General features: G+C 70.5%; 12 protein-coding genes. 11 read left to right on the top strand and 1 reads right to left on the bottom strand.

What is annotated here, in order from left to right; all coding sequences use genetic code 11:
- The first annotated feature begins 371 nt into the window (after nucleotides 1–371).
- From KN815_RS19820 to KN815_RS19770, 11 genes are all read left to right on the top strand, one after another.
- Nucleotides 372–1,655: an MFS transporter gene (locus tag KN815_RS19820; RefSeq protein WP_216343278.1), complete on the top strand. Its 1,284-nt coding sequence runs from the start codon at nucleotides 372–374 to the stop codon at nucleotides 1,653–1,655.
- Between the two features lie 9 nt (nucleotides 1,656–1,664).
- On the top strand, nucleotides 1,665–3,026 hold the full coding sequence (gene pafA, locus KN815_RS19815; protein ID WP_014059506.1) for a Pup--protein ligase: 1,362 nt from the start codon (nucleotides 1,665–1,667) through the stop codon (nucleotides 3,024–3,026).
- Between the two features lie 113 nt (nucleotides 3,027–3,139).
- On the top strand, nucleotides 3,140–4,135 hold the full coding sequence (locus KN815_RS19810) for an FKBP-type peptidyl-prolyl cis-trans isomerase (protein ID WP_216343277.1): 996 nt from the start codon (nucleotides 3,140–3,142) through the stop codon (nucleotides 4,133–4,135).
- Nucleotides 4,136–4,174: 39 nt separating this feature from the next.
- Nucleotides 4,175–4,549, top strand: coding sequence for an FKBP-type peptidyl-prolyl cis-trans isomerase (locus KN815_RS19805; RefSeq protein ID WP_216343276.1), 375 nt, complete (start codon nucleotides 4,175–4,177; stop codon nucleotides 4,547–4,549).
- Nucleotides 4,550–4,663: 114 nt separating this feature from the next.
- Entirely contained in the window at nucleotides 4,664–5,629 is a 966-nt protein-coding gene (locus tag KN815_RS19800) for a helix-turn-helix transcriptional regulator (protein ID WP_211126516.1), read from the top strand.
- 19 nt (nucleotides 5,630–5,648) lie between these two features.
- Nucleotides 5,649–6,608 (top strand): helix-turn-helix transcriptional regulator, encoded by a 960-nt coding sequence (locus tag KN815_RS19795; protein ID WP_119986468.1) that lies wholly within the window; start codon nucleotides 5,649–5,651, stop codon nucleotides 6,606–6,608.
- A gap of 13 nt (nucleotides 6,609–6,621) precedes the next feature.
- Nucleotides 6,622–6,864 (top strand): hypothetical protein, encoded by a 243-nt coding sequence (locus KN815_RS19790; protein WP_014059501.1) that lies wholly within the window; start codon nucleotides 6,622–6,624, stop codon nucleotides 6,862–6,864.
- Between the two features lie 10 nt (nucleotides 6,865–6,874).
- Nucleotides 6,875–7,078, top strand: coding sequence for a hypothetical protein (locus KN815_RS19785; protein WP_216343275.1), 204 nt, complete (start codon nucleotides 6,875–6,877; stop codon nucleotides 7,076–7,078).
- Between the two features lie 297 nt (nucleotides 7,079–7,375).
- Nucleotides 7,376–7,666: a Sec-independent protein translocase subunit TatA gene (gene tatA / locus KN815_RS19780; protein WP_216343279.1), complete on the top strand. Its 291-nt coding sequence runs from the start codon at nucleotides 7,376–7,378 to the stop codon at nucleotides 7,664–7,666.
- Nucleotides 7,667–7,732: 66 nt separating this feature from the next.
- Nucleotides 7,733–8,698 (top strand): twin-arginine translocase subunit TatC, encoded by a 966-nt coding sequence (gene tatC, locus KN815_RS19775; protein WP_216343274.1) that lies wholly within the window; start codon nucleotides 7,733–7,735, stop codon nucleotides 8,696–8,698.
- A 149-nt stretch (nucleotides 8,699–8,847) separates the two neighbouring features.
- A complete protein-coding gene (locus KN815_RS19770) occupies nucleotides 8,848–11,670 on the top strand; it encodes a DEAD/DEAH box helicase (protein WP_216343273.1) in 2,823 nt (940 codons plus the stop codon).
- A 44-nt stretch (nucleotides 11,671–11,714) separates the two neighbouring features.
- Here the strand turns inward: KN815_RS19770 and KN815_RS19765 are convergent.
- The coding region (locus KN815_RS19765; protein ID WP_216343272.1) for an IPT/TIG domain-containing protein at nucleotides 11,715–12,324 on the bottom strand (610 nt) is incomplete at its 5' end.

Below are 12,324 nucleotides of genomic sequence, written 5' to 3'. Positions count from 1 at the left end.
CCCGCGGCCGTCCCGCCCCCCGGACGAGCGGCCGTCTCGCTGCCGCCCGGGACCTCGTGCCGTGCGGACTCACCCGTCCGGCCGGTTCCCCGGGGACCTTTCCCGGGGGCCCCGTCCGCCGTGTGGGCGCGGTCCGCGCTCGCCACCATCGCCTCCGCTCCCTCCGCCGCCACGCGTCTCGCCGCAGGCTGCTCATTTTCGGTCCGCGAGTGGACCCGCGGTGGCGGCCATGGTACGTATGACGCTGGCAGTTATACGTACAACGTCGCACACGACCCGCGCCGCACCCGCGACGCACTCGCGACAACCCACAGGAATCCGCCGGACCAGGAACAGAACCTGAGGCGGACCTGGCAAGGAAGGGGCAGGTAATGGCGGCTGGCTACGGGGAACTGCTGCGCACCCCGCACGCGGCACGGCTGCTCATCGGCACGCTGCTGGGACGGCTTCCGAACGCCACCGCCGCCCTGGCCGTGCTGCTCTTCGCCCGCGCCGAGGGCGGCAGCTACGCCCTCGCCGGCGGGCTGTCGGCCGTCTACGGCGTGGCCAACGCGGTGGGCCAGCCGCTGCTGGGCCGGGCCGTGGACCGCTTCGGCCAGACCTGGGTGATGCTCCCCGCCGCCGTGGCCTCGGCGCTCGGGATGGTCCTGTTCGCCGTCGTCGGGCTCGATCCGCTGCCCGTGGCGTACGCCGCGATGCTGATCGCCGGGCTGTTCACCCCGCCGCTGGAGGGCGGGCTGCGGGCGCTGTGGCCCTCGGTGCTGCGGCGCGAGGACCAGGTGCACGCGGCGTACGCGCTGGACGCCGTGGCCCAGGAGGTGATGTTCGCCGTCGGCCCGCTGCTGGTCACGCTGAGCGTGGCCGTGTGGTCCGAGGCGGCCGCGCTGCTGGTCATCAACGCCATCGGGGTCGCGGGCGCGCTCTGGGTCGTGGTCTCCCGCCCCTCGCGGCAGTGGCGCTCGGCGCCGCGCGAGGCGCACTGGCTGGGCGCGCTGCGCTCGCCGGGGCTGCTGGTGCTGCTCGGGTCGTTCTTCTTCATCGGGCTCGCCCTCGGCGCGATCGCGGTGGCCGCGGTGGCGTACGCCGACGAGCACGGCGGCGGCGCGGTCTCCAGCGGGCTGCTCTCCGCCCTCGGGGTGGGCGCGCTGGCCGGTGGCATCGTCTACGGCGGCCGCACCTGGCCCGGCACGCCCGAACGGCGGCTGCGGCTGCTGGTGGCCGCGCTGGCACTCGGCTATCTGCCGCTCATGCTGGTGCCGGGCGTCGTCATGATGACCGTCCTCGCCGGGGTGGCGGGGGTGTTCCTGGCTCCGGCGCTGGCCTGCGCGTTCGTCGTGGTGGACCGCCACGCGCCCACCGGCACGGTCACCGAGGCGTTCTCCTGGCTGGTGACCTCGTTCGTGGTGGGCAACGCGCTCGGCACCGCCGTGGCGGGGCCCGCGGTCCAGTTCGGCGGAGTGGCCCTCGGATTCGCGGTGCCCGCGGCCGGTGGCGTGGCCGCGCTGGCGGTGCTGGTGGCCGCCCGGCGGTTCCTCCAGGACCTGCCACGCCCCGTCGTCCGGCCGACCGTTCACCCAACATCGGATGAACCCCGGGCGGAAAATGATCGCAACCGTGCCGTCGAACCCGGTTTCAGAGCACGCCATCAGGCGTAATGTTCAGTCATGGACCGCCGCATTTTCGGGCTGGAGAACGAGTACGGCGTCACGTGCACATTCAGGGGACAGCGCCGGTTGTCTCCTGACGAAGTGGCGCGCTACCTCTTCCGCCGTGTCGTCTCCTGGGGCCGCAGCAGCAATGTCTTCCTGCGCAACGGCGCCCGCCTCTATCTCGACGTGGGCTCGCACCCGGAATACGCAACCCCCGAGTGTGACAACGTGACCGAGTTGGTCACCCACGACAAGGCAGGCGAGCGCATTCTCGAGGGTCTGCTCGTGGACGCGGAGCGTCGCCTGCACGAGGAGGGAATCGCGGGCGACGTCTATCTCTTCAAGAACAACACCGACTCCGCGGGCAACTCCTACGGCTGCCACGAGAACTATCTGGTGGCACGGCACGGCGAGTTCTCCCGGCTCGCCGACATTCTCATCCCGTTCCTGGTGACGCGGCAGTTGCTGTGCGGTGCGGGCAAGGTGCTCCAGACCCCGCGTGGCGCGGTCTACTGCGTCAGCCAGCGCGCCGAGCACATCTGGGAGGGCGTCAGCTCCGCGACGACCCGCTCCCGGCCGATCATCAACACCCGCGACGAACCCCACGCCGACGCCGAGCGCTACCGCCGGCTGCATGTCATCGTGGGCGACTCCAACATGTCCGAGACCACCATGCTGCTCAAGGTCGGCGCCACCGATCTGGTGCTCCGCATGATCGAGGCGGGCACCGTGATGCGTGACCTGACCCTGGAGAACCCCATCCGGGCCATCCGCGAGGTCAGCCATGACATCACCGGGCAGCGCAAGGTGCGGCTCGCCAGCGGGCGCGAGGCGTCCGCCCTGGAAGTGCAGCAGGAGTACTACGAGAAGGCCGTCGACTTCTGCGAGCGCCGTGGCATCCGCACCGGCATGGTCGAGCGCGTCCTCGAGCTGTGGGGCCGCACCCTGGACGCGATCCGCACCGAGGAGCTCGACCGGATCGGCACCGAGATCGACTGGGTGATGAAGTACAAGCTCATCGAGCGGTACCGGGCCAAGAACAACATCACCATGTCCCATCCGCGGATCGCCCAGATAGACCTCGCCTACCACGACATCCACCGCCGCCGCGGCCTCTACTACCTGCTGGAGAAGCGCGGTCAGGCGGCCCGGGTCTGCAACGACTTGAAAATCTTCGAGGGCAAGTCGGTGCCACCGCAGACCACCCGCGCCCGGCTGCGCGGCGACTTCATCCGCCGGGCCCAGGAGCAGCGCCGCGATTTCACCGTCGACTGGGTACATCTGAAGCTCAATGACCAGGCACAGCGCACCGTGCTGTGCAAGGACCCGTTCCGTTCGGTCGACGACCGGGTGGAGAAACTCATCGCCGGTATGTGACCGGCGTACGGCTTAGCTTGCCCTCGGGCCCCGTGCGTTCTCCGGACGGGGCCCGAGTCACGTCGTAGAGTGGCGCGCATTGGCCATCGCAAGATCTACCTAACGAGGACTCCGTGCGCCGACGCTCCGTACTCCTTGCCGTGCCCGCGGGCCTGCTGACCCTCGCGGGCTGTGGTGACGACAAATCAGGGTCCGAGAAGACCAAGCCGTCACAGGAGCCGACGAACCAGAGTCCCTCACCGGCCCCCAGCGGCAAGATCGTCTCCGGACCGGTGCCACCCATTACCGCCGGTAAGAAGTTCGGTGAGAAGCCGAAGGTCGCCAAGGGCACGGGGAAGCCGTCGCAGGATCTCGCGGTCAAGACGATCAGCCAGGGGGACGGCAGGAAGACGGTCAAGGGGGATTGGGTCCAGATCAACTACCTGGCGCAGATCTGGGACACCGGTAAGGTCATCGACAACACCTTCGACAAGAAGAAGACCGCCGCCTTCCCGATCGGCAAGGGCCAGGTCCTCCCGGGCTGGGACCAGGGACTGCTGGGCCGGAACCTCGGCAGCCGGCTGGAGCTGGCCGTCCCGCCCGCGTACGCCTATGGCAAGCAGGGCCAGCCGCAGGCCGGTATCAAGGGGACCGACACGCTGGTCTTCGTCATCGACCTCGTGGCCGCCTTCGACGCCAAGAGCTCGGCCAAGGGCAGCAAGGTGGAGCAGACCGACGCCGACCTGCCCAAGGTGTCCACCAACACCGACGGCAAGGCGCCCACCATCACCCTCCCCAAGAAGGCCGCGCCGAAGAAGCTGGTCTCCGAATACGTCATCGAGGGGGACGGCCCGGAGGTCAAGAAGACCGACGCGCTGCTCGTCCAGTACAAGGGCGTGCTGTGGGACGGCGGCAAGGAGTTCGACTCCACCTACAAGCGCGGTGAGCTCGCCCAGTTCTCGCTCCAGCAGGTCGTCAAGGGCTGGTCGCAGGGGCTCACCGGCAAGAAGGTCGGCAGCCGGGTGCTGGTCGTCGTGCCCCCGGATCTGGGCTACGGCAAGGCGGCCCAGAAGGGCATCCCCGCCAACTCCACGCTGGTGTTCTCCGTGGACATCCTGGCGGTTCTGTAGCCTGTGCGGGTTGCCCATAACGTTACAAGGAGCAATTTCGTGAGCATCGAGAAGCCCGAGGTCGACTTCCCGGGCGGCGAGCCGCCGGCCGAGCTGGAGATCAAGGAGATCTGGGAGGGCGACGGGCCCGCGGCCAAGGCCGGCGACAACATCGCCGTGCACTATGTGGGCGTCTCCTTCAGCACAGGTGAGGAGTTCGACGCGAGCTACAACCGCGGCACCCCGCTGCGGATCCAGCTCGGCGTCGGCCAGGTCATCTCCGGCTGGGATCAGGGACTCCAGGGGATGAAGGTCGGCGGTCGCCGGCAGCTCATCGTCCCGCCGCACCTCGGTTACGGCGACCGGGGCGCCGGCGGCGGCCGGATCAAGCCGGGCGAGACGCTGATCTTCGTCTGCGATCTGATCTCCGTCTGAGACCGCGGTCCATCGCGCCGAGGGCTCCTGCCAATGGGCGGGGGCCCTCGGCTTTTGCCGCGCGTCCCGGTAGCGGTACGGTCACGTGCGTAAGGTCACGAAGAAAGGGCGTCGATGGCGATTGCCAAGGCCGAGCGGCTGATGAACCTGGCCCTGTGCCTGCTGGGAACGCGGCGTCCGCTGACCAAACGGGAGTTGCGGGGCTCCATAGAGGCGTACCTCCAGACCGACGCGGCGAACGATGAAGCGTTCAACCGCATGTTCGAGCGCGACAAGGACGATCTGCGCGAACTCGGCCTGATCATCGAGACGGTGGAGGGCCTCGACGGCGAGATCGGCTATCTCGCCCGCCGGGACAGCAACCGCCTCCCGCCGATCACCCTCGACGCCGAGGAGGCCGCCGCGCTGGGCCTGGCCGCCAAGGTCTGGCAGCAGGCCCGGCTCGCGGGCGCCGCCAGCGGCGCGCTTCAGAAGCTGCGCGCCGCCGGGATGCCGGTCGCCGAGGATCCGTACGACACGCCGGGGCACAGCGCCCTGGAGCCGCGCATCCCGGTCCATGAGGCCGCCTTCGAGCCGCTGATGCTCGCCTGCCGCGACCGCCGCCCCGTGCTCTTCGACTACCGCAAGTCGAACGCCGCGCGCCCCGAGCAGCGGCAGGTCGAGCCCTGGACCCTGGAGTCCTGGCGCGGCCACTGGTATCTCGCCGGATGGGACCGCGAGCGCGCCGCCGAGCGGGTCTTCCGGCTCTCCCGGATCACCGGCCGGGTCCGGCTGCGGTCCGACGCGTTCACCGCCGAGGTGCCCGACCACGTCACCGTCCGGGAGACCGTGGAGACCTGGGCGGGCGAGACCGCCACCGGCACCGCCCGGATCAGGCTGCGCTCGGGCCACGGCTATCCGCTGCGGGCGAAGGCGCTGTCCACCCGGGCGGCCGGTGACGGCTGGGACGAGCTGGAGATTCCCTACGGGCACGGCCTGGACGCCTGGCTCGTGGAGTTCGGCCCGGACGTGGTCGTACTGGGGCCCGAGGAACTGCGGGCGGATGTCGTGGACCGGCTGCGCGCGGTCGCCAAGGGCTGAGGGGACGGATCACTTCATCATGGCCGGAAACGCCATTGACCAGACCCGGCGGATGCTCTCCCTGGTGACATATCTGCGCGAGCGCCCCGGCGCCCGCGTCGCCGATGTCGCCCGGGCCTTCGGCATCAGCGAGGACGAGCTGATCGCCGACCTCGATGTGCTGCCACTGTGCGGCACCAGCTTCCGCGGCGGCGATCTGCTGGACATCGACACCGACGGGGAGCGGATCTGGTGGCATAACCCCGACGATGTCGCCGAGCCGCTGCGGCTGGCGGCCGACGAGGCCACCGCGCTGCTGGTCGCCGCCCGCGCCGTCGCCACCCTCCCCGGGCTGCGCGAGGGCGACCGGGAGGCGCTGCTGCGGGCCACCGCCAAGCTGGAGGCCGCGGCGGGCGAGGTGGCGGGCGCCAGCTCCCGGCTCTCGGTGATCTTCGAGTCGGAGGGCGGCGTCTTCGCCGACGTCGACCGTGCCATCTCCGAGCGCCGCAGGCTGTGGCTGCGCTACTACTCGCCCGCGCGCGACGAGATCACCGAGCGCGAGGTCGACCCGATCCGGCTCTTCGCCGTGGGCCGCACCTATATGGAGGCGTGGTGCCGCCTCTCCGAGGCGCGGCGCACCTTCCGGCTCGACCGGGTCGTCGAGATCAAGCTGCTCGACGAGGCGTCCGATCCGCCGCCGATCGAGCTGCGCGATCTGTCGGACCTGTCCTCCGCGCTGGTGCAGACCGGTGCCGAGGACCCCGAGGTGGTCGTCGAGGTCGGCCCCGGCGGGCGCTGGGTCGCCGAGTACTACCCGCACGACAGCGCGGAGGAGCTGCCCGACGGCGGCCTCAGGATCACCCTGCGCGCGCCCGACCCCGGCTCGCTGCGGCGCCTGGCGCTGCGGCTGGGCAGGGACGGCCGGATCGTCTCGCCGCAGGGTCTCGCGGACAGTGCCCGGGACGCGGCGCGGCAGGCGCTCGCGGCGTACGGTGAGTGAAGGGACGCACACAGTGACCGCACGGGGGAGTGCCGCTTCGGTTGTCTTCAAGGCAGCCTGTCCGGAGTGCCGGGGCCGGTTCGAGCTGGCCGCGGGCGCGCTGCGGCTGGCCATCGGGGCCAGCGACCGCACCACCTTCTACTCCTTCACCTGCCCCGACTGCGGAACCATGGTGCGCAAACCGGCGGGGGAGCGGATCGTGGAGCTGCTCACCGGTGGCGGGGTGCGCACGCTGCGGCTGCACTCCACCGTCTAGGCTCTGCCGCATGCTCTGGCCGATGCTCGCCCTCGCCCTCGCCTTCTGCGGAATCGCCGTACTCGCCGTGCTCTCGGTGCGGGTCCACGCGGAGGTCCGCAGGCTGGCCAAGCAGGTGTCGGACAGCTCGCAGCGGATCACCCGGGCCGCCGAGGACCTGGAGCGGGCCTCGGCCCCGCTGGGATCAACGGTGGACGCTCTGCGTCGCGAGTGAGAGCTTCTCCGCGTCGTGAGTGGGAGCCGCTCGCGTCGCCAGTGGGAGCCCGTCCCCGCGCCAGAAGGTGGGGTCCGCAGGTGATGGGCGCTCTGCTGCCCCACAGCCAAGCGGGGTACGCTGAGATTTCGCGGCCCTGGTAGCGAGGCGGAGGGTCGCAACCCGGAGTCCGCACGGGGATTGCTTCCGGTTTACCCCTGCGCGCTACGATCGCAGACAGCACGGCTGCCGGACACCTGTCCGACCGGTCGGGCAGCCCCACCCCCAGCCGCCTCGGTGAGAAGGAAGACGCTTATGCTGTTCGGAAAGATCGGCGTTCCCGAGATTCTCCTCATCCTTGTCGTCGTGCTGCTGCTGTTCGGTGCCAAGAAGCTTCCGGACATGGCCCGCTCGCTGGGCAAGTCCGCCCGGATCCTCAAGAGCGAGGCGAAGGCCATGAAGGCGGATGGTCAGCAGCAGCAGACCACGCCGGCCGACCCGCCCCAGCCCGGCCAGGACGACTCCACCCACCGTACGATCCAGGCCGCGCCCGGCGACGTGTCCAGCTCGCGCCCGGTATCGGAGCCGAGCGACACCACCAAGCGCTGACCCAGGGCCACTTGAAGGCGGCGGCATTGGAAGGCCGCCACCAAACGCACGAGATGAGGACGTGGGTTGCTCAAGTCTGCCCGCACGAAGGAGAAGGACCCCGAGGGGCGGATGCCCCTGGCTGAGCACCTGCGTGAGTTGCGCAACCGGTTGCTCAAGTCGGTCCTGGCGATCTGCGTGGTCACGATCGTCGCGATGTTCTACTACATGGACATCGCCAAATTCCTGATGCAGCCGGTGCTGGACGCCGTCGGCTGTGGCGGCGTCTCGCTGTCCGATCTCTCCGGCAAGGGGAGCAAGGGGCACGACTGCGCCTACTTCACCGTGAACGGTCTGCTGTCGCCGTTCACGATCATGCTCAAGGTCTCCTTCACGACCGGGCTGGTGGTCGCCACCCCGATCTGGCTCTACCAGCTCTGGGCCTTCCTCGCGCCCGGGCTGCACCGCAACGAGAAGAAGTACGGCCTGTTCTTCGTCGGGCTCGGCGTACCGCTCTTCGTCGCCGGCGCGTACTTCGCGTACATGATCCTTCCGACCAGCGCCAAGGTCCTTATCGGCTTCACCCCGGAGGGGGCCAACAACCTCCTCCCGCTGGACGACTTCCTCGATCTGCTGTCCCGGATGGTCCTCGTCTTCGGTGTCGCCTTCGAGCTGCCGCTGCTGCTGATCCTGCTGAACTTCACCGGCGTGCTCACCGGACGCCGGATGCTCGGCTGGTGGCGCGCCATGATCATGGGCATCACGGTCTTCGGCGCCATCGCCACCCCCAGCACCGACCCGGTCGGCATGTTCGCCCTGGCCGGGCCGGTCGTCGTGCTCTACTTCGGCGCCGTCGGCGTCGCCCTGGCCAACGACCGGCGCAAGGCCCGCCGCCGGGCCGCCGACCCGGACTTCGGTCTGAGCGACGACGAGGCGTCCGATCTGGATCTGACCCCCGAGGCCGTCGCCGCGCCCAGCGCCAGGCCGGAGCTCACCGACGGGGACGACCCCGGCGGCACCCCCCGGCGCAACGGCTACGACGACGTCACCTAGCCGTCCGTAACCGCTCCCGGGACGGGCGGGGCCGCCGATCACGGCCCCGTCCCGGCCCGGCGAGGCCGAACAGAGCCCCGGCGGACCGAACAAAGCCCCGATAAAGATCGCGTGCGCTGTCGGAGGTGGCCGGTAGGCTCGTAGATACGATGACCGACGAGCTATCTCCCGCCGAGCGCTATGCGGCGTCCCGCGCCCGGGCCGCCGAGCAGGCCACCGCGCTGGCCCCCTTCCGCGAGATGTACGACTTCGAGCTGGACCCCTTCCAGATCGAGGCGTGCAAGGCCCTGGAGTCCGGCAAGGGCGTGCTGGTCGCCGCCCCCACCGGCTCGGGCAAGACCATCGTGGGCGAGTTCGCCGTCCACCTGGCGCTGGCCCAGGGCCGCAAGTGCTTCTACACCACGCCCATCAAGGCGCTGTCCAACCAGAAGTACACCGACCTGGTGAAGCGCTACGGCGCCGACAAGGTCGGTCTCCTCACCGGGGACAACAGCGTCAATTCCGATGCCCCGGTGGTCGTGATGACCACCGAGGTGCTGCGGAACATGCTCTATGCCGGCTCCCGGTCGCTGCTCGGCCTCGGCCATGTGGTGATGGACGAGGTTCACTATCTCTCCGACCGGTTCCGGGGCGCCGTCTGGGAGGAGGTCATCATCCACCTCCCCGAGTCGGTGACGCTGGTGTCACTCTCCGCGACCGTCTCCAATGCCGAGGAGTTCGGCGACTGGCTCGACACCGTCCGCGGTGACACCGAGGTCATCGTCTCCGAGCACCGCCCGGTGCCGCTGTGGCAGCACGTCCTGGCCGGGCGCCGGATGTACGACCTGTTCGAGGAGAAGAGCGGCCGGGACGGCGACCAGAGCGGGCGCCGCGAGGTCAACCCCGATCTCGTCCGGCTGGCCCGGATGGAGAGCAGCCGCCCCACCTTCGGCCGCGACAAGCGCCGTGGCCGCAATATGCGCGAGGCCGACCGGGAGCGGGAGCGCCGTCAGCGCAGCCGGATCTGGACCCCCGGCCGGGCCGAGGTGATCGACCGGCTCGACTCCGAGGGGCTGCTCCCCGCCATCACCTTCATCTTCAGCCGGGCCGGCTGCCAGGCCGCCGTCCAGCAGTGTCTCCACGCCGGGCTGCGGCTCAACGACGAGGCGGCGCGCGCCCGGGTGCGGGCCCTCGTCGAGGAGCGCACCGCCGGGATCCCCGACGAAGACCTCCATGTGCTGGGGTACTTCGAATGGCTGGAGGGGCTGGAGCGGGGCATCGCGGCCCACCACGCCGGAATGCTCCCCACCTTCAAGGAAGTTGTCGAGGAGCTTTTCGTCCGCGGCCTGGTCAAGGCCGTCTTCGCCACCGAGACCCTCGCGCTCGGCATCAACATGCCCGCCCGTTCGGTGGTGTTGGAGAAGCTCGTCAAGTGGAACGGCGAGCAGCACGCGGACATCACCCCCGGTGAGTACACCCAGTTGACCGGCCGGGCCGGGCGGCGCGGTATCGATGTCGAGGGCCATGCGGTGGTGCTGTGGCAGCGCACCATGGACCCCGCGGCGCTCGCCGGGCTGGCCGGCACCCGGACGTATCCGCTGCGCTCCTCCTTCAAGCCGTCCTACAACATGGCGGTCAACCTCGTCTCCCAGTTCGGGCGGCACCGCTCGCGCGAGCTGCTGGAGACCTCCTTCGCGCAGTTCCAGGCCGACAAGGCGGTCGTCGGCATCTCCCGTCAGGTGCAGCGCAACGAGGAGGGGCTGGCGGGCTATCGCGCCTCCATGACCTGCCATCTCGGCGACTTCGACGAGTACGCACGGCTGCGCCGCGAGCTCAAGGACCGCGAGACCGAGCTGGCCAAGCAGGGCGCGGCCCAGCGGCGCGCGGCCGCCGCGGTGGCCCTGGAGAAGCTCCGCCCCGGCGATGTCATCCATGTGCCCACCGGCAAGTTCGCCGGGCTGGCGCTGGTGCTGGACCCCGGGCTGCCCGCCGGGCGGGTGGGCGGCCACCGCGGCATGGAGTACCACGACGGGCCGCGGCCCCTGGTGCTCACCGCGGAGCGGCAGGTCAAGCGGCTGGCGTCGATCGACTTCCCGGTCCCGGTCGAGCCGCTGGACCGGATGCGGATCCCCAAGTCGTTCAATCCGCGCAGCCCCCAGTCCCGCCGCGATCTGGCCTCCGCGCTGCGCACCAAGGCCGGTCACCACGATGTGGGGCGGCGCCGTAAGGAGCGCTCGGCCGCCGCCGACGACACCGAGATCGCCCGGCTGCGCGCGGCCATCCGCGCCCACCCCTGCCACGGTTGCACCGACCGCGAGGACCACGCCCGCTGGGGCGAGCGGTACCACCGGCTGCTGCGCGACACCCGGCAGTTGGAGCGGCGCATCGAGGGCCGTACGAACACCATCGCCCGCACCTTCGACCGGATCTGCTCCCTGCTGAGCGAGCTCGGCTATCTGCGCGGCGACGAGGTCACGGACGTGGGCAAGCGGCTGGCGCGGCTGTACGGCGAGCTGGACCTGCTGGCCAGCGAATGCCTGCGCGAGGGCGTCTGGGAGGGGTTGCCCCCCGCCGAGCTCGCCGCCTGCGCCTCCGCGCTCGTCTACGAGGCACGGACGGCCGATGACGCGCTGCCGCCCAAACTGCCCCCGGGCCGGGCCAAGGACGCGCTGGGCGAGATGGTCCGCATATGGGGGCGGCTGGACGCGCTCGAGGAGGAGCACAAGATCAATCAGGCGGAGGGCGTCGGGCAGCGCGAGCCGGATCTGGGCTTCGCCTGGGCCGCCTACCGCTGGGCGTCCGGCCATGGGCTCGACGAGGTGCTGCGGGAAATCGACATGCCCGCCGGTGACTTCGTGCGCTGGACCAAGCAACTGATCGATGTGCTCGGCCAGATCGCCGCGGCGGCCCCGGAGGGCTCGGTGGCGCGGAGCGCCCGCCGCGCGGTCGACGGGCTGCTGCGCGGGGTCGTGGCGTACTCCTCGGTCGGCTGAGCCGTCGCCCCGGTCCGCCGAGCCCGTCGCCCACCGCGGTGGGCTCAGGCCGGATCGTAGGTGAAGGGGAGGGTGTTGCTGTTGCCCGCGGGGGTGTGCAGTTGAACGCTGACGGTTCCGGCCGCGTGGGCCGGGGCCGTCGCCACGGCCAGGGTGTCCGAGAGCACGCTGAAGGAGGCCGGGGTTCCCCCGAAGGTCACGGAGTCGGTGTACGTGAGGTTGGCGCCGTGGATCGTGACGGAGTCGCCGCCCAGCGATGAGCCGTTGTCCGGGATGAGCGTATTGATGACCGGAGCGCCGAGGTATGTGTAGTACGGGTTCCCGGGGCCCAGGGTGCTGGTGCCGCCCGGTGTGGTCACGGTGACCACGATCGTGCCGGTTCCGGGCGGAGCGGTCGCCGTCAGCTGATTGTCGGAGATCACGGTGAGTCCGGTGGCGGGGTTGGCGCCGAAGTCGGCGGCGCTCGCCAGGGCCAGGTTGCTGCCGGTGATGGTGACGGAGTTGCCGCCGGTGTCCGGACCGAACTGCGGGCTCACACCGCTGACGATCGGCGCGGCGACATAGATGTACGACAGTGGGTTGCTGATGCCCCCTGGCGTGGTCACGGTCACGTTCACCACCGACGGCGGCCCCGCCGGAGCGGTGACGGTGATG

The sequence above is a fragment of the Streptomyces niphimycinicus genome, assembly GCF_018883605.1.
GTDB classification, from domain to species: domain Bacteria; phylum Actinomycetota; class Actinomycetes; order Streptomycetales; family Streptomycetaceae; genus Streptomyces; species Streptomyces niphimycinicus.
The sequence above is the reverse complement of the archived record's forward strand: the minus strand, read 5'-3'. Positions and strand labels throughout refer to the sequence as shown.